A 26,759-nucleotide genomic window follows, 5' to 3' on the forward strand; every position below is an offset into this window, starting at 1 on the left:
CCTTTAAACTCAGCATTCTTGATTATTTTTATCACAAAAATTTGTAGGAAATCGTTGTAGGGGGCATTAAACTATACAAGAAAAAGCCTTTAAATAAAGGCTTTTTTGCTTGTCTGGTGGGGATTTGTCCCTACACTTGTTCTCGAAAGATGAAAACTTTTTATTTGACCAAATTAGTCAAATCTCGTAAATATTTTAATCATTTAACTTCGTTATCTTATCATACTTTATCAGCAGTTCAAACGATCAGTTTTCAAAAAATTAACTCAAATTATATAAACCGTTCTAAATGAGATACCTGTTATTTTTTGAAAATCATTTTAACAACAGCACCTGTCTTCAAATTTTCATTTAAATTGTTAATTCTTAAGATTCCATTATTTTCTTCAACGATATTATTTACAATGTATAAACCAACTCCATTTACTGAACAATTGCTATTTTTACTTGTTACATATTTTTGTGTTGCACTAGCTAAAATATTATCGTCAAAACCAGGTCCCTCATCTGAAATGGTAATTGTATATTTGTCTTTAGAATCAGAAAATGAAGCTATAATTTTAGATCTTTCTTGTGAATTCTCAACTGCATTAACGATAATATTTTGTAATGCCACTGAAATTTCTTCTTTATCCAGTTTAATGGAACTAATATCTTTATTTATAATATAAAGTTGTCTATTATAGGCTAAACAAATATTTTTAAGTATCGAAAGCCAATAATCTAAAGTTCCATCATCTAATGCTTGTTTTTCTGTTTTAGTGTTTTCAGAGTACTGACTTAGTTTATCAATATATTTTTCAAGCCTATTCACTCCACTCTCTATTTGCAGGATATACTCATTAGAATGGTAATTGGTTTCTTCCTTAAAAAGTTCAATATTTCCTTTTATTAAAGTAATCGGAGTGCGAACATCATGTGTGACGGAATCGATTAAATCTTTTTGTTTTTCTTGCATATCCCACTGAATTTGTAGTGACGACTTGAAACTATTTGCTAGTCTATCTAAAGACTCCAATACATTATTTATTTCTTTATATCTGGAACTTTCTCTAGGAAAATCCAATTTCATCTCTTGTATATATGAGTTAGCAGATGAAATTTTTTGTATCTCTCTAAGTAATAAATTATAAAATCTACTGATAATAATCATAAAACCTATTCCCCAGATAACTAATAGAGCGAATAAGTAGAATATTTCGAAGTTGCCAACGATACTATATAGCCTCTCGGAGACTGGGATTACTGTTATTCTATAACTAATGATAAGTTCTTGATTTCCTGTTGAAAAATATCTAAAAATTTTGTTACCAATAATATCATTAGTTCTTGATTCACCATTCTTTTTAGCACTTTTTTCTAAGTGTTTGTACTTTTTAGCGATGGTTGACTTAATCACTCTATGATCTTCAATAAATGTATAGTCATAATAATATGGTATATCCTCAATATTTAATTTAGATTGTTTAAACTTTTTCTCAATTTGTATTGAATTTTTTTCTGAATAATTAGCAGGATATAATATCTTATTATATATAAGACTATTAAGCAGTAAATAAGCAAATATAATAATGAAAAATGTGTAAATTAATTCATAAATAGAAAATTTAGCTATTAAATATTTTAACCCTTTTCTATTTCCCACTTATAACCTACTCCCCAAATTGTTTTTATTGGATTTATTCCCAAACTTGTAAATTTTTTTCTAATTAGTTTAATTCTCTCAGTTATGGAAGTATTGCTATCCCCGTTTCCATCATAACCATATAGCTTTATATAAATTTTTTCTTTTGAAAAAACCTGTCCTTTATTTTTAAGTAACAATTCACAGATAGCATATTCACTTGATGTAAGGTTAACTTCACTGTCAAAACAAAATAATTGCCTAGATTGAAGATCACAAGAAACCATTGAGTCAATAATCCGAACACGTTTTTCTCGACGTTCTCTTCTAATATGGGCTTCGACTCTTGCTCGAAGCTCATTGATTGAAAACGGCTTTGTTATGTAATCATCAGCACCTAATGCAAAACCTTCGATTTTATCTTTTTCAAAATCTTTTGCAGTCAATAATAATATAGGTGAATCAATAATATCCCTGTATTTCTTTAGAAATTCAAAACCACTCATTTCTGGCATTGTAATATCTAAAATAATCAAATCATATGCTTTTAGTTTATTTGGATCAATAGGGTTAGGCATCAGAAATGTATCAACTTGATAATACTTACATAGTATTGTTCTTATCATTTTCAATAAGTCAATATCATCATCAATTACTAATATCTTCATACTATTCCTCCAAATAATTGATTCCTGCCCACTTATTATACCATTGTGTAGTAACAAAAAGTAAAACTAATGTTAATAGTATAGACAATGAGGAATACAGTATGATGACATCCGTGCCAATTTGACCTTTTCCATAATCCAAAACTAATTTTATGGACCAAACGAAAGGTAAATATTTCCAAATGATCATACCTAAGTCTGTTGTTCCCAGTAAAATAGAAGCCAAAGTAGTAAAACAGCCAATTAATATGCTACCTGTATAATTGTATTTTAAAGCAATAAACTGATAACAAACAATCATTGGACATAATGATACATTAATTAATAGAAAGTATATCAAAAATGGTGTCAAACTAATATGAACAGAACTAAAAATCATTAAAAATGTAATAAATAAAGAAATAGCTATAATTTCAATAATTAATACAAATAATAACATCAAAAAAAATTTACTAAGAAATATTAATTTTCTGTTTACTCCAATTCTTAATTCATTTGCATAATAACAAGCATCTTTATCAGCATCATATAACATCGGAACAAAAAAGCTAATTGCAAAAGTGGCAACAATAATAAATAGTCCGAAAAATGAAAATACTTCAACTCCTTTAAGACCATTTCCAACTAATAGATAGCTACAAAAAATTAAGGTAAAAGCTATTGGACAAATTAAGAAAAAAATTCTTATAGGCATTCTTTTTGTTCTAAGCCATTGAGAATACATTAGTTTAATCATAAGTCTTACTCCTTTTTAAGATAAGGAGTATTACTAGTGACATCATATAAACACCAATGCTTAGAGCTATTCCTATATAAACAGTATTCATTTCTAAAAAGGATGAGCCATTTTCTAAAAAGGTTCCATTTGGATGAACTTTTATTATTGGCGTTAATATACGTAAGTTATATGACCAAGGGAAAAGTACCCATGTTTTTTTTACGGCAAGTATCGCTGATGGAAAAGTTAAAAGAAAATTGATAAGGAGAAGAAAAAATTTCTTACCAACGAATCTATTAATAATGAAAGATAGACCAATTACAGGTAGACTCCCTATGAAGAGGACCAAAGTCGCTAAGATGATATTATTTAAACTTATCTCTTCTTGTAAAATAGAAGTGCCAAAGATAAAAATGACTATTGAAGAAAGTAGTAAAATAATAAACAGTTCCATTATGACAACTAAATTTTTTGCAATAAGCATTTTTTGTTCATTTAATCCCAAACTACGCTGTAAAATATAGTGGTAACTTTTCTCTTTATTATTAATATTGATGACGAGTAAACTTAATATGATAGGTAAAACCATGATTGGATACCAATTAAAGGCTGTAGCCATTAAATAGCTTTTTCCTTCTGGACTTTCACCCATAAGCATTCCCATCATAATATTGAAGATAATAAAAATCGGAGGCACTAGTAACAGTAATTTGGAATTAGCTGAACGCTTTTCTTTAATAATTTCTGATTTGATTTCATTGATCATTTTATACCCTTTCTTTCTTTATTATTTCCATAAACAAATCTTCCAAATGAGACTCTCTCATATTGTTTGGACCTTCATAACAAAGTCGCCCTTTATTGATTATTCCAACTTTATCAGCAACTTGTTGAACCTCACTTAAAATATGACTTGATAAGATGATTGTTATTCCTTGTTCTGCAAATTTTCTGATTAATACTCTTAACTCCTGTATCCCTATTGGATCTAGACCATTTGTCGGTTCATCAAGAATCAGAAGTTGAGGATTATTAATTAAAGCCATCGCTATCCCAAGCCTTTGTTTCATCCCTAGAGAGAACTCCTTTGCTTTTTTATTTCCTGTATCTTGAAGAGAAACAATACGTAATACTTCATCGATTTTTGACTTATCAATACCCAATAATGTTGTTAATACTTCCAAATTTTCAGTAGCCGTTAGATTTGGATAGATGGCAGGATTTTCAATAATGGCTCCTATTTTCCTTAAATCCTTACCGCTTAATGTATTTCCATCAAATAAAATTTCTCCAGAGTTAGGTTGAATGACTTTAGTAATTAATTTTAGTAACGTTGACTTTCCTGCTCCGTTTGGTCCGAGTAAGCCGTAAACACTACCCTTTTCAACATTTATAGATACTTTATCTAAAACAGTCTGTTTTCGATATATCTTTGTTAAGTTTTTTGTCTCAATAATGTTACTCATAATATAGCCTCCTATTTTAGTAGGTATAGTATAAATAAAAAAAATAACTAAATTATAACTAAGAAGTTGTTCCGAAAAATTTTTTAACACCTATAAAATTATTCTTAAAGCTTTAATGAGTTTTTCCACTATTTTATTTTTTCTACAGCTATGTTTTTGTTCGAGATTTGTTCTAGAACATGTTACCTTCTAAGTTAATTCATAAAAATAAAAATCGATAAATTCCTTGATGATACAAGTTCTTTTTAATTAATAAATAAACTTTAATGAGCTATTATTACTTGTAGGGGGTATAAATAACATGTCGAAAACCTTGTTTTATCAAGGTTTTTTGATTTTTGGTCAACTTTTGGTCAACCTTTTGATAAGTCTAACTTGTTTTTAGAAAATTCCTTATCTTATTATTTTCATTTTCTGCTTTTTCTTTAATAAGATGTCCATATGTCTCAGTGATTTGCTTTATATCCTTATGTCCCATATTTTCTGCAACTACCCAAATATCTATACCATACGCTAATAAAATACTCGCGTACGTATGCCTTATTCCTGTTGAACTCAGATTATAAGGTTCAATTTTCAGACTGTGTAATAGTTGTCTCAAATGCTTATTAACACTGTTATTGGTAGGAACACCAGAGTGAATATTATAGAATAAAAACTGTTCCCTATTTTCAATTTCTTTCTGATTAAAGATTTCTTTTTGTTCAATCTTCAACTTTTTAAGAACTGTGAGGGTGGCATCATCAATAGGTATAGACCTTACTGAGGTCTCAGTTTTAGGTGGCTTCCATTCATAGGAAATACTATCGTAACGTCTATAAGTTCTGATTTCCTTATCTCTCCAGTCAATACGGTCCCATGTTAATCCTAGAACCTCACCAAACCGAAGGCCTGTTTTTAGTTGTATATATAGTAGATAAGGGATTACAGATTTTTTGTAGTCTAAACAATTGACTAGAAAATTCAGTAACTTTTGATAAACAGCTAAACTTTGTAGTGACTTTTCTTTTTTAGTTTTTGAATTATCAATACCACTAATAATAACACCATTAGTAAAATCATAAATTTCTATCCTGTCTCTTTTGGCAAAATTAATAACTTTTCTAACTTCTGAGTTCAATCGTCTAACAGTATTAGCTGATACTTTCTCTGCGTACAAATTTATAAAAGCTTGATATTGACTTGCCTTTATAGACATAGCAGGTGCGTTACCAAAGAAATCTTTAATTTTCTGTCCTCTTAGTTTGTGTTTATAAAAAGTTGTCTCGGCTTTATTTGTAGGTAAAATATTGGACCCAAACCATGCCTCCCATAAGTTATAAAGAGAAACAGTTTTATCAATCACATTATTGCTAACAGATATGTGCTTGCATCTTTATAAAAGACTTTTTTGAATTTTTGTGACTGCTTGTTATAAATGTGTCTCGTACTCATTTACTTTGTTTTAATTTCAACGCGATCAGCAGCGTACCAACCACCCTTAGCGGTTTCTCCACCGCGAACATTGAAAAATGTAAGTTGCGTTCCCAGCTTCACATCTACTTTATTAGTTGTTTTGATAGCGTATTCCATATTTCCTGCTCCATTTGAATCGATGGTATCAATAATATAATATCTATATTTATTATCATCAGTTTGCTCTATCGATCCCGTAGATACGACTGCCATTTTTTCAATAACTAATGTAGTATAAGCATTACCTGTTTTTTCGCTAATATACTCTTTTTTTATTGCTAAACGCTTTTTCACTCCGCTCGACCTTAATTTATGAATTAAAGACATTTCGTTAGTTGAAGGTGCTCGTTTAGCCGATGATCCTCTTCAAGTCATTTCTTCACTTGAATACCAACTTGCAAAAGGACGGTTAGATGCACCTAACAAATGTCACTATTATAGTTGTAAAAAAGATAATTCTTAAATAAAGAATCAAAAAGCAGATAGGACAATTAGTTTTTATATTTCCCAAATTGTCAAATTAAGCTAGACATTTTACGTAACTCAGAAAAACCTGATATGGTATGTTATAATAAAAAGGCAGAAAAGTTAAGACGGTGGCTCTTATTTCTGAAAGGTGGTGGTGCTTATGAATGTAGGTACTAAAATCCAAAGGGAAAGGAGCGAGTTGTTGTCGGTTTACGAGACAATGCAACTCATGCTTGGGTTTGGTAGTTTTATACTCTCACTCATTGGCTTAGTTGTTATTATCGTAAAACTAAGCAATAAAAAATAACCGTCTCAACTTTGGTCGGTTGACGGTTATTCTTAACCAATAAACATGCCACCGTCTTAAACGGTTCTGCATTGGGTAGTTGTTTCGAACAACTGCCCTTTTCTATTTTCATTATAACCCTTATCTCCAAATTAAGCAACTATTTGATAATGTCACAATAAAATACTATTCTTTTCCTACTTCTTTATAACCATATTTTTTCAATGCTTCCTCACAAGCTTTTGATCCCTTTTTATAAAAATCACTTTCTACACCAGTAAAATTTGTTGTCAATTTTCCATCCTTATAACTATATTTTTCAGAACCAAATTTACTTTCAATAATTTTTAACTCTGAATCAATTTTTATGGAATAACCGCCTTCTGATTCAACATAACCCTTATCGCCTTTAATTGTAGCCATATGCTGATTTCTAGCATCATTAATCCAATAATATTTACCTTCAAGTGAATCATTAGAACATGCTACCAAAATTATTGTAGATAAAGCTAGAACAATAAAACCAACTAATTTCTTTTTCATAACTAAACTTCCTTTGCTCTGAGAAAATCTTTTAATCTTTCAATATCTCTATCACTTAACTTACCAATAATTTTAATATTGAATCCCTTGTCCTCTAAATCATAGTACTGAATTGTATCAATCCATGAACGCCTTTTTAAATTTGCTTTTGCCCAGTCAATAACTTCTAAATACTGACTTTTTATATTGTCAGACTTATTTTCATATTTAGTAGTTAATCTTAAAGTTTTTATTACTTCATCATTAAATTTGACTACTACAGCAGGACGAACCTTTGAACCTGTACCATCAGAATATTCAATACGTGAAACTAATACAGAATATACCTCAATATCACTCATTTAAAATATTCCTCATATTCTGAAAAATCTTCATCTCCAAAAAACGCATTTACACTTTCTGGATCACTAGCCTTAACTCGTATTCCTTTTAATTTTGTTTCTACCAAATTTTGAAATTCTTCATCAGAAACAGATGATTGATTTTTTATTTCAAAAGGAATACTTTGAGTTTTAACAGACTGAATCAAAAACATTTTTACTGCTGTACTCATATCCAACCCTAAGGATTGAAAAAGTTCTGTAGCATCATCTTTTAATTGATCATCAACTCTTACTGCTACTGTTGACATAATATCACCTCAAATCATTTTTTGTATAACCATTGTATCACTAACTGCAATACAACGCAAACAAAAAAGAAAATCGTATTTCCCAGTGAAGAGACCCTAGAACACTGTCTAGTCACACTATTTAATGATTACAACTTCAAGCAAGAACAACGAGTCCACAAAGGTTTTGGTCATTGTACAGACACACTTGAAAGCCTATTTGATTAACAATCCCAGCTTTGCCAGTGTGTTTACACAACATTATTGACACACTCCTTTTATTTTTATAAATTCCCCTTAAATACATTTAATTACTTGAAAAGACAAACAGTCATTTTAGAAAATTTTGCATCTAACCTTACATTTGATTACACCTAAAAATTTTAAATCAACAAAAGAGAGCCTAGGATTAACATCTTAGGCTCTAATGATACACTTCATTTACAAATTTCAACTAAATAGGATCATTTCTTCAGTTTTATAGTAAGCGTCCAATAACAAGGTATATTGGATGCTTACGGAATAGGGAAGAAAATGGAAGATACCTCGTTATTGGACGCTTACACAAAATCAAAAGCCTATCGAAATTAATAATCTCGATAGGCTTTTTCAAGAATTAAACTCGAAAAATTGAAACACTTTAATTAAGTTTGTTGGAGAGAGATACATAACTTTATTAATGTGTTCACACCAATAAATGGTGAAAAGTTTAGTGACATTTTAGGTCAAAAGATTAATCCTCTTTTTTCTTAGAAACAGATAATAAACCAACTGATGATATAATTGTCAAAGCTGCAACATTAAAGAATGGAGTTGCATTCTCACCTGTTGCTGGTAGTTTATTTCCTTTACCATTGACTTGCTGAGATTTACCTGTTGGATCATATTTATCTTTATCTGGTGTTGGTGTCACATGGATAGTTACTGTTACAGTATCTTTTGAGCCATCTGGATAAGTTACATCAACCGTTACTTTATGATCTCCAGGAACGTTAGTATCTGGACGCTCACCTACAATTGCTGGCACACCTTTAGAACCATCTGGAATTTTCACTAGGTCTGTAATTTCTTTGTCTGACACTGGAGTTCCTTGTGGCACTGTAGTCTCACCACCCGTCGGATCATACTTATCTTTATCTGGAGTTGGAGTTACATGGATAGTTACTGTCACTGTATCCTTAGTCCCATCTGGGTATGTGACCTCCACAGTAACTGGATAGTCTCCTGGCTGATCCGTATTTGGTCGCTCACCTACAATTGCTGGCACACCTTTAGAACCATCTGGAATTTTCACTAGGTCTGTAATTTCTTTGTCTGACACTGGAGTTCCTTGTGGCACTGTAGTCTCACCACCTGTCGGATCATACTTATCTTTATCTGGAGTTGGAGTTACATGGATAGTTACTGTCACTGTATCCTTAGTCCCATCTGGGTATGTGACCTCCACAGTAACTGGATAGTCTCCTGGCTGATCCGTATTTGGTCGCTCACCTACAATTGCTGGCACACCTTTAGAACCATCTGGAATTTTCACTAGGTCTGTAATTTCTTTGTCTGACACTGGAGTTCCTTGTGGCACTGTAGTCTCACCACCTGTCGGATCATACTTATCTTTATCTGGAGTTGGAGTTACATGGATAGTTACTGTCACTGTATCCTTAGTCCCATCTGGGTATGTGACCTCCACAGTAACTGGATAGTCTCCTGGCTGATCCGTATTTGGTCGCTCACCTACAATTGCTGGCACACCTTTAGAACCATCTGGAATTTTCACTAGGTCTGTAATTTCTTTGTCTGACACTGGAGTTCCTTGTGGCACTGTAGTCTCACCACCTGTCGGATCATACTTATCTTTATCTGGAGTTGGAGTTACATGGATAGTTACTGTCACTGTATCCTTAGTCCCATCTGGGTATGTGACCTCCACAGTAACTGGATAGTCTCCTGGCTGATCCGTATTTGGTCGCTCACCTACAATTGCTGGCACACCTTTAGAACCATCTGGAATTTTCACTAGGTCTGTAATTTCTTTGTCTGACACTGGAGTTCCTTGTGGCACTGTAGTCTCACCACCTGTCGGATCATACTTATCTTTATCTGGAGTTGGAGTTACATGGATAGTTACTGTCACTGTATCCTTAGTCCCATCTGGGTATGTGACCTCCACAGTAACTGGATAGTCTCCTGGCTGATCCGTATTTGGTCGCTCACCTACAATTGCTGGCACACCTTTAGAACCATCTGGAATTTTCACTAGGTCTGTAATTTCTTTGTCTGACACTGGAGTTCCTTGTGGCACTGTAGTCTCACCACCTGTCGGATCATACTTATCTTTATCTGGAGTTGGAGTTACATGGATAGTTACTGTCACTGTATCCTTAGTCCCATCTGGGTATGTGACCTCCACAGTAACTGGATAGTCTCCTGGCTGATCCGTATTTGGTCGCTCACCTACAATTGCTGGCACACCTTTAGAACCATCTGGAATTTTCACTAGGTCTGTAATTTCTTTGTCTGACACTGGAGTTCCTTGTGGCACTGTAGTCTCACCACCTGTCGGATCATACTTATCTTTATCTGGAGTTGGAGTTACATGGATAGTTACTGTCACTGTATCCTTAGTCCCATCTGGGTATGTGACCTCCACAGTAACTGGATAGTCTCCTGGCTGATCCGTATTTGGTCGCTCACCTACAATTGCTGGCACACCTTTAGAACCATCTGGAATTTTCACTAGGTCTGTAATTTCTTTGTCTGACACTGGAGTTCCTTGTGGCACTGTAGTCTCACCACCCGTCGGATCATACTTATCTTTATCTGGAGTTGGAGTTACATGGATAGTTACTGTCACTGTATCCTTAGTCCCATCTGGGTATGTGACCTCCACAGTAACTGGATAGTCTCCTGGCTGATCCGTATTTGGTCGCTCACCTACAATTGCTGGCACACCTTTAGAACCATCTGGAATTTTCACTAGGTCTGTAATTTCTTTGTCTGACACTGGAGTTCCTTGTGGCACTGTAGTCTCACCACCCGTCGGATCATACTTATCTTTATCTGGAGTTGGAGTTACATGGATAGTTACTGTCACTGTATCCTTAGTCCCATCTGGGTATGTGACCTCCACAGTAACTGGATAGTCTCCTGGCTGATCCGTATTTGGTCGCTCACCTACAATTGCTGGCACACCTTTAGAACCATCTGGAATTTTCACTAGGTCTGTAATTTCTTTGTCTGACACTGGAGTTCCTTGTGGCACTGTAGTCTCACCACCTGTCGGATCATACTTATCTTTATCTGGAGTTGGAGTTACATGGATAGTTACTGTCACTGTATCCTTAGTCCCATCTGGGTATGTGACCTCCACAGTAACTGGATAGTCTCCTGGCTGATCCGTATTTGGTCGCTCACCTACAATTGCTGGCACACCTTTAGAACCATCTGGAATTTTCACTAGGTCTGTAATTTCTTTGTCTGACACTGGAGTTCCTTGTGGCACTGTAGTCTCACCACCCGTCGGATCATACTTATCTTTATCTGGAGTTGGAGTTACATGGATAGTTACTGTCACTGTATCCTTAGTCCCATCTGGGTATGTGACCTCCACAGTAACTGGATAGTCTCCTGGCTGATCCGTATTTGGTCGCTCACCTACAATTGCTGGCACACCTTTAGAACCATCTGGAATTTTCACTAGGTCTGTAATTTCTTTGTCTGACACTGGAGTTCCTTGTGGCACTGTAGTCTCACCACCTGTCGGATCATACTTATCTTTATCTGGAGTTGGAGTTACATGGATAGTTACTGTCACTGTATCCTTAGTCCCATCTGGGTATGTGACCTCCACAGTAACTGGATAGTCTCCTGGCTGATCCGTATTTGGTCGCTCACCTACAATTGCTGGCACACCTTTAGAACCATCTGGAATTTTCACTAGGTCTGTAATTTCTTTGTCTGACACTGGAGTTCCTTGTGGCACTGTAGTCTCACCACCTGTCGGATCATACTTATCTTTATCTGGAGTTGGAGTTACATGGATAGTTACTGTCACTGTATCCTTAGTCCCATCTGGGTATGTGACCTCCACAGTAACTGGATAGTCTCCTGGCTGATCCGTATTTGGTCGCTCACCTACAATTGCTGGCACACCTTTAGAACCATCTGGAATTTTCACTAGGTCTGTAATTTCTTTGTCTGACACTGGAGTTCCTTGTGGCACTGTAGTCTCACCACCCGTCGGATCATACTTATCTTTATCTGGAGTTGGAGTTACATGGATAGTTACTGTCACTGTATCCTTAGTCCCATCTGGGTATGTGACCTCCACAGTAACTGGATAGTCTCCTGGCTGATCCGTATTTGGTCGCTCACCTACAATTGCTGGCACACCTTTAGAACCATCTGGAATTTTCACTAGGTCTGTAATTTCTTTGTCTGACACTGGAGTTCCTTGTGGCACTGTAGTCTCACCACCCGTCGGATCATACTTATCTTTATCTGGAGTTGGAGTTACATGGATAGTTACTGTCACTGTATCCTTAGTCCCATCTGGGTATGTGACCTCCACAGTAACTGGATAGTCTCCTGGCTGATCCGTATTTGGTCGCTCACCTACAATTGCTGGCACACCTTTAGAACCATCTGGAATTTTCACTAGGTCTGTAATTTCTTTGTCTGACACTGGAGTTCCTTGTGGCACTGTAGTCTCACCACCTGTCGGATCATACTTATCTTTATCTGGAGTTGGAGTTACATGGATAGTTACTGTCACTGTATCCTTAGTCCCATCTGGGTATGTGACCTCCACAGTAACTGGATAGTCTCCTGGCTGATCCGTATTTGGTCGCTCACCTACAATTGCTGGCACACCTTTAGAACCATCTGGAATTTTCACTAGGTCTGTAATTTCTTTGTCTGACACTGGAGTTCCTTGTGGCACTGTAGTCTCACCACCCGTCGGATCATACTTATCTTTATCTGGAGTTGGAGTTACTAATTTCTTTTCTAAAGCATTAACCTCAATTATTTTATTATCAACATCAGGCTGCCTCTTAGGATTATTATCAATATCTTTTTTTATTGCTTCTAATCCAGTTAAGACTTCATCACGACTCCCATCACTCCACTTAGGATCATTTGCATTATTTATTACTTCATCTATCCTATTTCTTAAAGCTGTAGAATCATATATAGTTAAATTCACACTAACTATATCAATTTGTCCATCAGCTTTTTTATATGGATTTCCAGTTTCATCAAGTATATGAAAAGTGATAGTTGCTGAACCAGTTGTTGTAATTTCACTCGGATTACTATAATATTTAGCACCTTGTTTGATATAATAATTTGCTGAATAGCTTGATGGATTTAATACAATGAGGTTTTGAGGATCAATCAATCCATTCTTTACATCATATAAATCTATATAGGCATTTCCATTTTGCATATTTTTAGTGATACTTGTATTTAATGTAGCGGCACTTCCTGGAATTACCTCAGCTGCAAATACAGTATCTGTGGAGATATTAAATTGACCTTGAGTAAAACCTCCTAAAAAACTAATACCAATTAGTACAGAAGCTGCACCAAACTTAAACTTCTTAATTGAAAACCGTTGTTTCGTCTGTGAAGTATCATAACTGTTATTTTTAGACCTTCTAAACATAATATTCTCCCTTACTTTTTCTGTATAACTCTATACATAGTAAAGTATAGGATTAAATAACAAACATTAGAATATCTATACTTTTTTATCTAATCTAATCTGTCTTTTTTTTTTTTTTAATTTGACTTTTTTGGTTTTTTGAATCATACTTGGTTAAAATCACCGACTACCTAATTATTCTGTTGACTTTAATGAAATCTTCTCTAAAATAGATAACATATTAAATCAAAGGTGGTAACTCATATGATTGATTTTTTATTGTTGAAATCATTACACAGTCTTCTAGGTCTAACTATTACTATTTGTGATCAAAATTTTTCTGTTATCAGAGAGTATAAATCCGATAAAACTATTTCACTTTTTTACAATCATTACCTTATTTTAAGTAACTTTAGTAAAACTCAACATGATTTTTTATTTCATTATGGCTCTTTAGGAGAACTTTTTCTTGTCCACCATATTCAACAATATTATATTATCATCGGTCCCTGGCGTAGCAATGCTATTGACCCTTTACTTCTTAAGAAAAAGCTGACTGAAACACAAATCAATTCTAGTGAACAAGACTACTTTATTGATAGACTATCCCAATTACCTTTCTTCTCACTTAGTCAAATCCGAGAATTACTAATAGTAACCAATTATTGTCTAACTGGGGTTGTGAAAGATAAATTATCAGAGCCCTTACATTACTACACGAGAGGGTGGAGCAACTCCTTTGATCTAGATAAAATTAAGCAATTTTCTAAACAGAATATGAGTTCTTACAAATATCAGTATCATTTTGAAAATAAGATTCTAAAGGCTGTTAAATCAGGTAGTGAATTTCTTTTGAAAGAAACAGTGGAACACTTTAGCAATTCTATCGTACCTATAATCAGTGGAGATGAATTGCGATCTGAAAAAAACTACTCCATCATTATTTATGATCGTCTCTCACAGGCTACCATTCAAGCAGGACTTGATATCGAAACAGCTTATCGAGCACGAGATCGTTTTATAAAAGAAACTGAGTCAACTATAAGTCTAAATGAAGTTTTAAAATTACGTGATACTGCTATCTTATTCTATACTCAACAAGTTCATTCTTTAAAAAGACATCTCGGAACCCCTCATTCTCAAACTATTGTCGCAGTGATTCGATATCTTGAAAATAATCTAAATCGCTTTATTAAAACAGAAGAAATAGCTAAAGAATGTCACATGAGTGAATCGAAGTTACGAAAACTATTTAAGCAAGAAAAACATGTCACTATTCAACAATATTTTCTAAACTTAAAAATCGAAGCTGCTAAGCAGTTACTAGACGAAAATAAGAAAGTAGAAGAAGTTTCCAATTTACTTGGATTTTCCACCTCTTCTAATTTTTCAAGGACATTTAAAAAAATAGTGGGAATTAGCCCACTAGAATATAAGCAAAAGCTTAAGAGAATATAGTAATCGAAAAATATTCATTTTGCTTAATATTCCATTCATAATAGACTATTTTAGAAATTACCATTATAGCAAATATACTTTATACAACAATCAAAATTTATTAATTACTTTACAAAATATACTAACTGAATAAGTCAATTTTTGTTCTAAAATTGTTCTTAAAAATAGAAATCACTCTATTAATTTTTACAATAAAAAATGATAAATCCCTTGATATTATTGGTTATTTTATGTTTAAAAACTATAAGAAAATTTCTAATTATTCTCGGTGGTGGCAGAAAATATATGAGTGAAACCTTATTATAATAGGGTTTCTTTTATTTTTGTTCATGACAATCATTTTAACAACAGCACCTGTCTTCAGGTGTCATTTATCGTTTCAACAGTTGAACTACCATTATCGTGTTCGACCTTATTGTTCATTATGTATAACTGTATCCCACCTATAGAACTATCGTTCTTTTTGCTATTCTATATTTTTGTGTCGCACTTGCTAGAAGTTCATGATCAAAACCAGTACCTTTATCAGAAATTATAATCATATAGTTGTCTTCGATATTTTAGAATGAAGTTTTGCTTGTGTAGGACGTGACCTTTCTCAAATAGTATTGACAAAGATGTGAAAGAGGTCTATACTTAACTGGTTAAGGTGAGGATTCTTTACCTGAAACTTAATGGTTTAATGAATTTTTTAATTAGAAAGGAACCAATCGTGAAAAGAAAATATCTTGCACTAGGTTTTGCTTTACTGTGCTGTTTATTAGTCCCTTTTATGACAGCCTGCCAAAAGCAGCCCAAGCAAACAAAAGATGGTTTACACATTGTGACAAGCTTTTATCCCATCTATGCCATGACCAAATACATCTCTGGTGATTTGAATGATGTTAAAATGATTCAATCTAGAGCAGGGATTCACTCTTTTGAACCTTCTCCAAATGATGTGGCAGCCATATATGACGCAGATTTATTTGTTTACCATTCCCATACACTGGAAGCTTGGGCAGGGAAATTGGATGCGAGCAAACATCATTCAAAAGTTAAGATTGTTGAAGCTTCAAAAGGTTTGACACTAGATAAGGTTGAAGGCTTGGAAGATATGCCTGTGACAGATGGTGTTGATCCGGCTAGATTGTATGATCCTCATACTTGGTCTGACCCCTTATTAGCGGCAGATGAAGCAGATATTATTGCTAAACAATTGGCAAAGATTGATCCTAAACATCGTTCAGTTTATGAGAAAAATGCCAAGTCTTTTAGAGAAGAGGCTGAGAACATTGATCATACTTTTCAAGCTAAATTTAAAAAGGTTAAGTCACGAACCTTCGTTACTCAACACACAGCTTTTTCTTATCTCGCTAAACGTTATAAGCTTAAACAGATCGGCATTGCAGGAATTTCACCGGAGCAAGAGCCAACTCCTAGACAGTTGACAGAAATTAGGGATTTTATCAAAACTTATCAGGTAAAAACCATTTTTGTGGAGAAAAATGTCTCTCAAAAATTAGCAAAAACAGTCGCTCATACAACTGGTGTCAAACTTAAACTATTGAGTCCTCTAGAAGCGGATCCAGAAAATAATAAGTCCTATTTGGAAAATGTCAAAGAAAATTTGACCATTTTGTATAACGAATTACGTTAAAGGAGAATACAATGAAACAGAAAAAAATAATTGGTACAGCGGCAGCTTTGGTTGTTTTATGTAGTTCTTGCGGTTATGCTCTCGGAAAATATCAAGCAGAGAAGGCACAAAATAATGCCGTTTCTTATGTCAAAGACAGTGGTCGAGACAAATCTGACAAAACTTCATTAGCAGCAGATAAAACACCTGACCAAATTAGTCAGGAAGAAGGCATTTCGGCAGAGCAAATTGTGGTTAAAATCACTGATCAAGGGTACGTGACGTCACACGGTGATCACTACCATTACTACAATGGTAAAGTTCCTTACAATGCCATTATCAGCGAAGAATTGTTGATGACAGATCCGAATTACCATTTCAAACAATCTGATGTTGTGAATGAGATTTTAGATGGTTATGTGATTAAAGTGGATGGTAAGTATTACGTTTACCTCAAACCAGGAAGCAAACGTAAAAACATTCGGACAAAAAAAGAAATTGCAGAGCAGGTTGCCAAAGGAACTAAAGAAGCTAAAGAAAAAGGATTGACCAAGGTTGCCCATCTAAGCAAGTCAGAAGCTGCAGCTGTTAGCCAGGCTAAAAAAGAAGGCCGATATACTACTGATGATGGTTATGTTTTTAGCCCAACAGATGTGATTGATGATATGGGAGATGCTTACTTAGTACCTCATGGCAACCATTTCCACTATATTCCTAAAAAAGATTTGTCTCCAAGTGAATTAGCAGCAGCACAGGCCTATTGGAGCCAAAAACAAGGCGGAGCTGCTAGGCCAGCTGGTTACCGTCCAGCTCCGATGTCAAATCCAGGGATTACACCAAATCCTGGTCCTTTGCCAACAATTGGTGGTGACCATCCAGTAATTCCTATTCCAAATGAGGCTTCACCAGTTGCAGGTAACCCAAGCGCAGCCTTTCATGGGAAATCCTTTACAGAACTATTAAACCAATTGCATGGTTTGGACAAAGAATATCGTCATGTTGAAGAAGACGGACTTATTTTTGAACCAACTCAGGTGACAAAGGCCAATGAATTTGGTTATGTGATTCCTCATGGTGATCACTATCATATTATTCCAAGGAGTCAATTATCAGCCCTTGAAATCACCTTGGCTGATCGTTACCTTGCAGGAGAAACCCAAGACGATACTGCTAACAAACCAAAACCAGCAGAACAATCACATTCTGATAAAGAAGTGATTCATCATTTCCTCGGACATGACATCAAAGCTTATGGCAAAGGGTTAGATGGCAAACCTTATGATACTAGCGATGCTTATGTCTTTAGCAAGGAATCGATTGATTCCGTTGATAAATCTGGTGTGACAGCTAAACACGGCAATCATTTCCACTACATGGGATTTGGGGAACTTGAGCAAAGTGAATTGGACCAAGTTGCTGATTGGTTGAAAGATAGAGGACAAGCAGATGCGATTGCAGCATCTCTAAGCCGAGCAGGAAATAAAGAAAAAGTTATTCTCAAGAAAGATAATGTAGAGCAAACTGTCTCCAAACCAGCTTTTGAGACTAAAAACGTTATCAACAAGCAAGATGGATCGTTTATTCTACTTAAGGATGGCAAAGAATATACCTATGATGAAAAACAATTAGATAATACACAACGTGCATTTGCAGAATTAAGACTCGCTGAACTAAAAAAAGGAAACTATAAATATGATATTGTTCCACCAAAAGAAGGTGAATTAGAGCCTGGACTATATGTCAATCTCGATGATATTCCGCTGCATGCAGAAAATGCAACGGTTGATTTGGGAGATCGTTTTATCATTCCTCATATTGATCATATACATATTGCCTTTTATAAAGATATGAAGAAGGAACAACTGGCAACAGTTAAATACCTCATGCAACATCCTGAAGTTCGCCCTGAAGCTTGGACCGATCCTGGTCATAGTAATAAAAAAGCTTCCAATACTAACAAAATTAAATATATTGCTGGATCAACACCTAAGGAACAGCGTGCAGGTATGAAAAACTGGCAAATTATTCATACTATTGAAGAAGTACAACAAGCACTCAAGGAAGGTCGTTATGCAACAAGTGATGGCTATATCTTTGATCCAGAAGACATTCGTGATCCACAAACTAAGATTTGGAATGATTCTTACACCATTCCACGTGCAAAAGGTGGATCTTTGCGTGATATCCCATTTACGAAACTATCTGAGTCTGAATTAGCACAGGCGAAGAAGGTTGCTGAAGAAGTCAAGGCCGAACGCGATAAGAAAATCAAGGCAGATGAAGATAATGATGATAAATCTAAGGAAGATCAGAAACAATCTGACGAAAAGAAAGAAGACAAGAAATTAATCAATCAAGTAAACTTCCCACTCTTTAAACCAGAATCTTCAACTGACAGCATTTCAGATAGTCAAGATAAGAAGAAGTCATCAGAAGTGCAATCAAGTAAACTTCAAACTGAACTCAATGTCGACAAACAGGAACTGGAACCAACAAATGATGATGGTAGATTAAAAAAAGATGAAAAGGCAATAGAATAAGCTTCTTCAGATTTAAAACAAAGTCTCTAAAAATGAATTCCCATAAACTTTTGTTGCTTCATTATCAACTATATGGTTAGCTGATAATGAAGCAAGAGAGAAGATGAGTATCGTCTTCTTTCTTTGCAGTAAGACGGGTATGACGTTTATCTGAGATACAAGTCTAACATGATTTGAAAGGGCAATACTAACGTTAAAAAGGCCTCAACATTTCGTTGAGGTCTTTTGAGTGATCCAGTAGTTACTCATAAGTTTTCCTATCTGCTACTCTTTATCTTTAATCCATCACCAGTAAACGGTAAATTTTTATCAACTAATATGCAACGGTGATTCCTAAGCCTAAATAAAGGGCATTTAACACTAGTCGTAACATCCACGTGAGGTCAGTCATAACTTTTCCTCCTAAAATGGTTGATGATAGCATTTGTTATTTCTGTTATTCTAACATTTTCCATTTGTTTTAACAAATCCTCCAAGAGTCATGACAAGCTCTCAACCCCCCTGTCGTTACTTGCTATTTCACCTTGTTTATGGTATCATTTCACAGGTTGTAGGTACGTATTTTGAACATAAAGAGCCTTCTATGAATCAGCTCATAACTTGTTTACCTCACTTCTTAGTTAGACATTAAACCAAAGCAGTTTGCTATGGCTATAAATCACGTTAGTATTAGTAAAGGAATCAACTGAATGAAAGACATCATGTCAGATTTTCGGAAACAGGGATGCTCAAAGAGAAACTTTATCGTAGGACCCTGCTCCATTGAATCTTATGATCACATTAGATTGGCAGCTTCAAGCGCTAAAAAATTAGGATACACCTATTTTAGAGGAGGTGCTTATAAACCGAGAACCTCACCTACTTCTTTCCAAGGGTTAGGCCTTGAAGGGATTAAATATTTACATGACGTTTGTCAGGAATTTGATTTAACCTCTGTTAGCGAAATCATGTCTGACAGTCAGTTAGAAGAAGCCTATGATTACTTGGATGTGATTCAAGTTGGCGCTCGAAACATGCAAAACTTTGAGTTTTTAAAAACGTTAGCTCATGTTGATAAACCAATCCTGTTTAAACGTGGCTTGATGGCTACCATTGAGGAATTTATGGGCGCGCTCTCCTATCTTCAAGAAGCAGGAAAAACAAATATCATTTTGTGTGAACGTGGTATCCGTGGTTACGATGTGGAAACCCGAAACATGCTTGATATTATGGCTGTGCCTATTATTCAGCAAAAAACCGATTTGCCCATTATTGTGGATGTGTCTCACTCTACAGGTAGGCGTGATCTTCTATTGCCTGCCGCTAAGGTGGCTAAGGCTGTCGGAGCTAATGGCATTATGATGGAGGTCCATCCTGACCCTGATCACGCCTTGTCAGATGCTGCGCAGCAAATTAATTACGATCAATTAGACCAACTTGGGCGTGATCTCTGGCAAGATTAATCCATAAGCTGCGCTCTATTATTACTGTTGGTTAGCAACAAGGAAAGGAATGATTATGCCACAAACACTTCATGTCCATTCTCGGGTTAAGGACTATGATATTCTATTTACCGATGATGTCTTAACTACCTTGGGTGATTGCCTTGGTGAGCGCAAACAACGCAAACTGTTGTTTCTCACTGACCAAACCGTCTATGACTTGTATCACCCCCTCTTCCAAGACCTATGTCATCGCTATACCGCCTTTGTTCACGTCTGTCCACCAGGTGGTCAATCCAAATCCTTGGACCGCGCCAGTGCTATCTATGAACAGCTCATCACTGAGAACTTTTCAAAAAAAGACATGATTATCACAGTTGGTGGCGGCGTTATTGGAGATCTGGGAGGCTTTGTTGCGGCTACTTTTTACCGTGGTATTCCCTACATTCAAATCCCAACCACCTTGCTAAGCCAAGTAGACAGTAGCATCGGTGGCAAGGTTGGTGTTCACTTTAAAGGATTGACCAATATGATTGGGAGTATCTACCCTCCTGAATCCATTATTATTTCAACTCGTTTTTTAGAGACCTTACCTCAGCGAGAATTCTCCTGCGGCATCAGTGAGATGCTGAAAATTGGTTTTATCCATAATCGAGCACTTTTTCAGCAATTACTTGCTCGTCCCAAAATAGGTCCTTATCAGGGACTTGAAGACCTCATTTGTCAATCGATTGCCAACAAAAAACGCATTGTTGAACAGGACGAGTTCGAAAATGGCTTGCGCATGTCCTTAAATTTTGGGCATACCCTGGGCCATGCTATTGAATCGCTCTGCCATCATGATTTTTACCATCATGGTGAAGCCATCGCCATTGGTATGGTAGTGGAAGCCAAATTAGCTGTTTTAAAAGGTCACTTATCTCAAGAAGACTTAGATAATCTCCTTCAGGCCTTTGAATGTTGCCAGTTACCAACCAGTCTCGAGAAAAATGAGGTATCCGCTCAAGCTCTTTTTGACGTTTTTAAAACTGACAAGAAAAATTCTGACCAGCATATCCTCTTTATATTGCCTACAGAAACAGGTTTTACCACCCTAGCCATTGCCAAGGATGACCAAGCATTTGTTAAGACTTTAGAAGATTTGCTTTAAGATATTAAAATAACCTTCACAGCCAATTGGCTGTGAAGGTTATTTTGAGTTATTTTTATTTCCAATAGAGATATAAATCTTCTTTCGTGGTAATATTGAAATTACCCGATTGAGCTATCTCATAAATAAGCATTTCCTCGACCATCTCCTAGCAAGATTCCGTTAAAAACAGTGATTTTATTCTTCTAAGTAATCCCGCCTGCAAAGATGCCAGTCCCAAATAGACTATCGACAGATAAGCTAACTAATTGATTATTATCATCTATTAAGATTATTTAAGTATCTGGAGGATGATTAACATAAAAATTAATTGAATATTTTTCCAAAAATAGCTAAATAAGGTATCTCCAAAACAATAAGGACTATGTACTGTATTTTTTCAAAATACAGCAGCAGCTACCAAATAATTATAGCAGAAAAGTTCTTATTATGCTCAGGTGCGAAAATATCTTTGTTAACAAATAAGTCAGCAAAATAACTAGCATAACATTATTGCGCTTTACAATAATAGGTAACACGATTTTCTCCTTTATCTTTTTAGGATGCCATGATGTGACTCCTCCTTAACACAGTCCTTTTTTAATCATCCCAAAACCCTCTAGTGATTATAGCACTTGTTGGCAAACCCTTAAGGGAATTGACAATCTTGTTGACTAGTTACGATGTTTTGTCGATGTTATCCTTAAGCAGCAACATTTTGATGTCATCAACGGGCATTTCCTTACCGGTAATTAAGGTAAAGGCCTCTGCTCCTTGATAAAGAACCATTCCTAAACCATTAATAGTTTTTTTTGCACCATGCTGACGAGCAAAAGAGAGAAGCTTGGTCTCGGTCGGGTTATAGACAATATCAAAAACTACTAAATCTGGACGAATCAGCTCAGGATCTGTAATCAGACTTTTATCTTCTAAGGGTTTCATTCCCACACTTGTGGCATCAATATAAATGTGAGATTGCTTAATAGACTGATGGAAAGCCACCTGATCTTCCAAATCTTTCAGGGTTACCTGAGTTGTCGTTGTGTCATTAAGGGTTGTTACCAGTTCTTGAACACCATGCAGACGACTGGCTTGTCGGTTAAATAGGTGTACCTCTTTGGCACCCTCAAAGGCGAGTTGGACAGCAATAGCTTTTCCTGCGCCGCCTACGCCTGCAAGGGTAATGACCTGGTCTTTCACAGATACCCCTTCTTCAGCTAAAGCCCTTATAGCTCCAGTGCCATCCGTTATATGCCCTACCAAGTAGCCTTTGCCATCCTGATTGACCACAGTGTTGACAGCCCCCACAAGTTTGGCGGCTGGAGACACCTCATCTAATAAGGGCACAATGGCTTCTTTATTTGGCATAGAGACATTGGAACCACGGATACCCAAGGCACGAATCCCTTGGACAGCATCCGCAAGTTGTTCGGTCCCCACTTCAAAAGCAAGGTAAGCATAATCCAAGCCCAGCTTCACATAAGCTTCATTGTGCATTTTGGGAGATAGGCTATGACGGATGGGAGTAGCAAGTAAAGAGACCAGCAAGGTGTGGCCCGATAGTCGTTGTGACATTTGGAATCTCACTTTCCATTTCAAACTTGTAAAGGCGTCTTCTTTTGAAAAAGACGCCTGCTTTTTATATTATACCTTATTTTTAGAAATCTATCAGTCCCCTTAACAGAGGTTTACTTGATTTAGACCAAATCCCAGAGACCAATCTGAAAGCCAGTTTGCTCCAAATCACCCTTTGTTCCTGCAGCCAGTTCAAGGGTAATCTCTAATTGCAAGACATCCATCACCTCTTCTAAGAAAATAACAGTTTCTTGCTCCGTCACTTGAACCTGCTGTTGTTCCAAGCTAATCCGGCTAACCGACGATTGACTAGCAGAGCGAAGACTTATGTTCAGAGGGAGAGGATGAGTGGTCCTTTGCCGTAAACTAATGGCACCAAGAGCTTGGATGGTAGCGTACTGATACCGATAAATCAGACGGTCCCGAGACGAGGCAATCAGGGATTGTTTAGCCACCAAGCTAATATCCTGATGTCGTCTTTTTTCCTCTTGACGTGGGCTAAGCCTTGCTTCTACTGGGATGAGATGACCGTAACAGTTTGCTTGTCCTCTTATCACTACTGACTGGGTAAAAGTTTTTGTCGTAAAATCCCAAGTGATGGGAAAAGCTTTTTTCACCAAATGTCCTTGAGCATCTTCGGCTTGAAGCCATTCTGGTAAGATAATATCTTGCCCTAAATCACCATAAGCCTTATAAGGTGTGAAAGATAGGGGTCAAGCCAGAGCATGCCAATAGGTCATGACTGAAAAATGCCCTTTTTCAAACCGCAACTCTTTCTCTTGAACCCTATTGTCAGTATGCGTTTTACTAACGTCTGTAGTGAGTTGCCCAAAAGAAATCGTCTTTTCCATCGGGATTTCCAGAAGAGGGTATTTGTCTAAGAATGTCATCAAGAGGTATTCCTGTGAGACACGTTTAGAGATCTCTTTTTGAATTAAGGCTCGCAAATCTCCTGGACCATAGGCACTTATCTTCACTTTTCCTGCTTATCCTGTTAGAGCGAGAATAACCAATAACTTCCCTCCGTAAGTTTGTCGAGATGACAAATGATACAGGGTATGGTCAACAGAATTGCCATTATCCAAGGCCAGTAACTGTGCTGGTCCTTCGACTTCAATCCGAATCAACTCTTGAGCATGACTAACCAATTCGCCTGCTTTATCTAGAAGCGATAATTCCAGATAAAGCAATTCCTGTGTGGTCTCAAAAGGTGCTTCAAAGGCTTGCCACGTAAGCTGTGCCACTGCTCCATAGGTTCTGACCTGAGAACGTCCACTAGTCTTTTGAATTTGTTTCCCAGACGCATCATAGGCCACTGCTCTTAACAGACCTTTTTGATAAGGAATCCGCCAGGTCAGGTAAAGATTCTCGTGAGGAGTTTTAGACGCGTCATCTCCTTGATAAAGCTGATAAGCATGTTCCACTGGAGTGGTCATGGTATCAAATGCCTTCGTCCCATAATTCTTTAAACCACCCTGCTCATCTTCAAACAGAAGCTGAACACTGGTAGCATTGCTATAAACCACAACTTCTACTAACCCCTGCTCGTCAAGGTAAAGACAGTCTTCTCGCCAGGCTTGCAGGAGGTGGAGGGTAGTCTGATTGTTTGCCCACTGGCTCTGGTAAAAATAATAACTGTCTTTTGGAAAGCCAGCAGTATCTAAAATACCAAAGTAAGCGTTCTCGGGAGACGCCCAAGTGTCCGCAGCACCGCTATCAATTTTATTCCAAGGCGTTGGCTCACCTAGATAATCAAAACCCGTCCAAACGCATTCTCCTGCAACAAAATCACGGGTAATGGTATCATACCAAGCTTGACTAGCGACAGCTCCCCAATCTACTGTGGCGTGATCGTAAGAGGTCAAGCCATAGGTATCATGAACGATCTTCTTCGTCTGCTGATAATAGGAACGACTGTTAATGGCAGATGCTATCTCTGAACCATATATTATCCAATGGGGGTGTTGTTGGTGAAGTCGGTCATAATCGTCTCCATTGACATAATTGAGACCGACTACTCCTTGAAGCGACTCTAATTGACTAAGCAGCTCTGCCATTTGTGTCGCCTGCTTGTTCCAATAGAAATCACTTTCCTTTAGCTTATTGTCACCAAAGGTAATGGGCCTAGAGGTATCAATCACAGCAAGCCACTGGCAAATGAATCTCATCACGTCAGGATAGTGGCTAACATCTGCCGAAAAACCTTCCATCAATTCATTACCGACAGACCACATCAAGACCGATGGGGCATGTTTGGCAGACCAGACCATGGCCTCTGTACTATACTGAGCCCAACTGGTTGCCTGAGAATGAACCCTTTTTAAGTGGGCAGCATTCTCCTCTCCGACGGCTTGATGAAAATAACGTGATAAATCATTGACATTGCCATTTTTAGCATAGGTCCAGGTGTCAAAGGCTTCTTCAATGACAAAAAAACCGAGACGATTAGCCAGTTGACGTAACTTTGGAGTGCTGGGATTATGAGTGCTACGAATGGTATTCACTCCCATAGCTTTTAGTAAGGTTAACTGCCTTGCGATAGCATCTTGATAGGCACAGGCTCCTAACCCACCTTGGTCATGATGAAGACAGACCCCCTTGATTTTTGTAGCTTTGCCATTCACTAGCAGACCCTGGTTGGCATCAAAAACAATCTGTCGAAAACCGGTTTCCCGATGAAAAACATCACACGTTTGACCCTGATGCCAAAGGGTCAATTCGAGGTCATACAAGTGAGGCTGATCAGGTGACCACAGATTAACTCTAGGCAAGGTGATGGTCATACCATATGGTTCTACCTCAGCCAAGTCCTGCAAAGACTGCTCAGCTTGTTGATAAACAAGTTGACGATTTTGACTTCCGAGCGTTTGTTTCCACAGCCTCAGACTAACCTGATAGTCAGCTGGTGAAACCAGCTGACTAAGGTCAAATTGCAAGGCAAGTGCGGCTAATCTCTGATTGATATCATCAGTTGGTTCGATTAAGCTAAGGTTGACTTGGTCGTCCTCAAAGTGAACCTTGGGAAGCACAGACAAGCTCACTTCTCGATAAAGGCCGCTACCCGAGTACCAACGTGAACTGGGAACCTTATTGTCTACCCTGACAGCCAGAAGGTTCTCAGCTCCAAAAGTCACAGCATCAGAGATATCATGGGTAAATTCCTGGTAGCCATTTAAGTGTTTACCAATGAATTGTCCATTAACATAAACTTCCGTTTCCATATAGGACCCCTCAAAAGTGAGGGCAACATGACAATCCGCTAACTCCTCATCTAACACAAGGTAATGCCGATACCAACCCACTCCACCTAATTTATAAGCACTTTCTGCTTCTCCATTTCGCGTATAGGGTTGAGCAAGGCTAAAATCATGCGGCAGATTGATACATGACCAATTGGAATCATCAAATGAAGGGTCTTGGGCCAATTGCACATCTGCCCTTAGAAAGCGCCAGCCCTTGTTAAAGGGCTGCTTTCTTCCTTCTTGATCAATATAGTGGTATTGGTATGCCTGCTCCTTGCTATCTGGTGTCATATC

At 36.6% G+C, this 26,759-nt stretch carries 18 protein-coding genes and 3 pseudogenes; 7 read left to right on the top strand and 14 right to left on the bottom strand.

The genetic code is table 11. The features are described from left to right. Nucleotides 1-301 precede the first annotated feature (301 nt). The 7 genes from DYD17_RS08325 to DYD17_RS08355 form a co-directional block, all read right to left on the bottom strand. Entirely contained in the window at nucleotides 302-1,645 is a 1,344-nt protein-coding gene (locus tag DYD17_RS08325) for a sensor histidine kinase (protein WP_115253046.1), read from the bottom strand. Further along, on the bottom strand, nucleotides 1,624-2,292 hold the full coding sequence (locus DYD17_RS08330; protein ID WP_115253047.1) for a response regulator transcription factor: 669 nt from the start codon (nucleotides 2,290-2,292) through the stop codon (nucleotides 1,624-1,626). Before DYD17_RS08330 ends, DYD17_RS08325 begins: the two co-directional genes overlap by 22 nt. Nucleotide 2,293: 1 nt before the next feature. Then, the gene (locus tag DYD17_RS08335) at nucleotides 2,294-3,028 is read right to left on the bottom strand and encodes an ABC-2 family transporter permease (RefSeq protein WP_115253048.1); all 735 of its coding nucleotides are present in this window, start codon (nucleotides 3,026-3,028) and stop codon (nucleotides 2,294-2,296) included. Next, nucleotides 3,021-3,776, bottom strand: a complete 756-nt coding sequence (locus DYD17_RS08340) for an ABC transporter permease (RefSeq protein WP_115253049.1) — start codon at nucleotides 3,774-3,776, stop codon at nucleotides 3,021-3,023. The genes DYD17_RS08335 and DYD17_RS08340 overlap by 8 nt, the downstream gene beginning before the upstream one ends. Before the next feature lies 1 nt (nucleotide 3,777). Beyond that, nucleotides 3,778-4,476, bottom strand: coding sequence for a lantibiotic protection ABC transporter ATP-binding protein (locus DYD17_RS08345; protein WP_115253050.1), 699 nt, complete (start codon nucleotides 4,474-4,476; stop codon nucleotides 3,778-3,780). A gap of 370 nt (nucleotides 4,477-4,846) precedes the next feature. Then, nucleotides 4,847-5,821: a tyrosine-type recombinase/integrase gene (locus DYD17_RS08350; protein ID WP_232009579.1), complete on the bottom strand. Its 975-nt coding sequence runs from the start codon at nucleotides 5,819-5,821 to the stop codon at nucleotides 4,847-4,849. Between the two features lie 89 nt (nucleotides 5,822-5,910). After that, a complete protein-coding gene (locus DYD17_RS08355) occupies nucleotides 5,911-6,225 on the bottom strand; it encodes a hypothetical protein (protein WP_231871997.1) in 315 nt (104 codons plus the stop codon). Nucleotides 6,226-6,559: 334 nt separating this feature from the next. Here DYD17_RS08355 and DYD17_RS11330 point away from each other — a divergent pair, with 334 nt between their 5' ends. Then, entirely contained in the window at nucleotides 6,560-6,706 is a 147-nt protein-coding gene (locus DYD17_RS11330; RefSeq protein ID WP_115276456.1) for a putative holin-like toxin, read from the top strand. A 165-nt stretch (nucleotides 6,707-6,871) separates the two neighbouring features. On the opposite strand, the gene DYD17_RS08365 is transcribed toward DYD17_RS11330, so the two are convergent. Genes DYD17_RS08365 through DYD17_RS08375 form a run of 3 tightly spaced genes read right to left on the bottom strand, consistent with a single transcriptional unit; the run spans nucleotide 6,872 to nucleotide 7,859 of the window. Beyond that, nucleotides 6,872-7,228 carry a hypothetical protein gene (locus DYD17_RS08365; RefSeq protein WP_115246292.1) on the bottom strand — a complete coding sequence of 119 codons (357 nt, stop codon included), beginning with the start codon at nucleotides 7,226-7,228 and terminating at the stop codon, nucleotides 6,872-6,874. Nucleotides 7,229-7,230: 2 nt separating this feature from the next. After that, nucleotides 7,231-7,569, bottom strand: a complete 339-nt coding sequence (locus DYD17_RS08370) for a hypothetical protein (RefSeq protein WP_011285018.1) — start codon at nucleotides 7,567-7,569, stop codon at nucleotides 7,231-7,233. Continuing rightward, entirely contained in the window at nucleotides 7,566-7,859 is a 294-nt protein-coding gene (locus DYD17_RS08375) for a type II toxin-antitoxin system RelB/DinJ family antitoxin (protein ID WP_000108711.1), read from the bottom strand. Before DYD17_RS08375 ends, DYD17_RS08370 begins: the two co-directional genes overlap by 4 nt. A gap of 57 nt (nucleotides 7,860-7,916) precedes the next feature. Here DYD17_RS08375 and DYD17_RS08380 point away from each other — a divergent pair. Next, nucleotides 7,917-8,066, top strand: a pseudogene (locus DYD17_RS08380) (IS256 family transposase); the annotation flags it as partial. A gap of 505 nt (nucleotides 8,067-8,571) precedes the next feature. Here the strand turns inward: DYD17_RS08380 and DYD17_RS11250 are convergent. Then, on the bottom strand, nucleotides 8,572-12,777 hold the full coding sequence (locus tag DYD17_RS11250; protein ID WP_374188673.1) for an LPXTG cell wall anchor domain-containing protein: 4,206 nt from the start codon (nucleotides 12,775-12,777) through the stop codon (nucleotides 8,572-8,574). A gap of 81 nt (nucleotides 12,778-12,858) precedes the next feature. Further along, nucleotides 12,859-13,503: pseudogene (locus tag DYD17_RS11405) on the bottom strand (alpha-like surface protein); the annotation flags it as partial. Nucleotides 13,504-13,746: 243 nt separating this feature from the next. On the opposite strand from DYD17_RS11405, the gene DYD17_RS08390 reads away from it, so the two are divergent. The 5 genes from DYD17_RS08390 (at nucleotide 13,747) to aroB (ending at nucleotide 21,669) form a co-directional block, all read left to right on the top strand. Next, the gene (locus DYD17_RS08390) at nucleotides 13,747-14,940 is read left to right on the top strand and encodes a YSIRK-targeted surface antigen transcriptional regulator (RefSeq protein WP_115253052.1); all 1,194 of its coding nucleotides are present in this window, start codon (nucleotides 13,747-13,749) and stop codon (nucleotides 14,938-14,940) included. A gap of 682 nt (nucleotides 14,941-15,622) precedes the next feature. Then, on the top strand, nucleotides 15,623-16,579 hold the full coding sequence (locus tag DYD17_RS08395) for a metal ABC transporter solute-binding protein, Zn/Mn family (RefSeq protein ID WP_017643205.1): 957 nt from the start codon (nucleotides 15,623-15,625) through the stop codon (nucleotides 16,577-16,579). A gap of 11 nt (nucleotides 16,580-16,590) precedes the next feature. Beyond that, nucleotides 16,591-19,098 (top strand): pneumococcal-type histidine triad protein, encoded by a 2,508-nt coding sequence (locus DYD17_RS08400; RefSeq protein ID WP_115253053.1) that lies wholly within the window; start codon nucleotides 16,591-16,593, stop codon nucleotides 19,096-19,098. A 689-nt stretch (nucleotides 19,099-19,787) separates the two neighbouring features. After that, nucleotides 19,788-20,540: a bifunctional 3-deoxy-7-phosphoheptulonate synthase/chorismate mutase gene (locus DYD17_RS08405; protein ID WP_115253054.1), complete on the top strand. Its 753-nt coding sequence runs from the start codon at nucleotides 19,788-19,790 to the stop codon at nucleotides 20,538-20,540. A gap of 55 nt (nucleotides 20,541-20,595) precedes the next feature. Further along, nucleotides 20,596-21,669 carry a 3-dehydroquinate synthase gene (aroB, locus tag DYD17_RS08410; protein WP_115276458.1) on the top strand — a complete coding sequence of 358 codons (1,074 nt, stop codon included), beginning with the start codon at nucleotides 20,596-20,598 and terminating at the stop codon, nucleotides 21,667-21,669. A 657-nt stretch (nucleotides 21,670-22,326) separates the two neighbouring features. Here the strand turns inward: aroB and DYD17_RS08415 are convergent. Both DYD17_RS08415 and DYD17_RS08420 read right to left on the bottom strand, forming a co-directional pair. Beyond that, on the bottom strand, nucleotides 22,327-23,223 hold the full coding sequence (locus tag DYD17_RS08415; protein WP_003051980.1) for a shikimate dehydrogenase: 897 nt from the start codon (nucleotides 23,221-23,223) through the stop codon (nucleotides 22,327-22,329). Between the two features lie 122 nt (nucleotides 23,224-23,345). After that, nucleotides 23,346-26,756 (bottom strand): annotated as a pseudogene (locus tag DYD17_RS08420) (glycoside hydrolase family 2 TIM barrel-domain containing protein). Nucleotides 26,757-26,759 lie beyond the last annotated feature (3 nt).

It is taken from the genome of Streptococcus dysgalactiae subsp. dysgalactiae (genome assembly GCF_900459225.1).
GTDB lineage: Bacteria > Bacillota > Bacilli > Lactobacillales > Streptococcaceae > Streptococcus > Streptococcus dysgalactiae.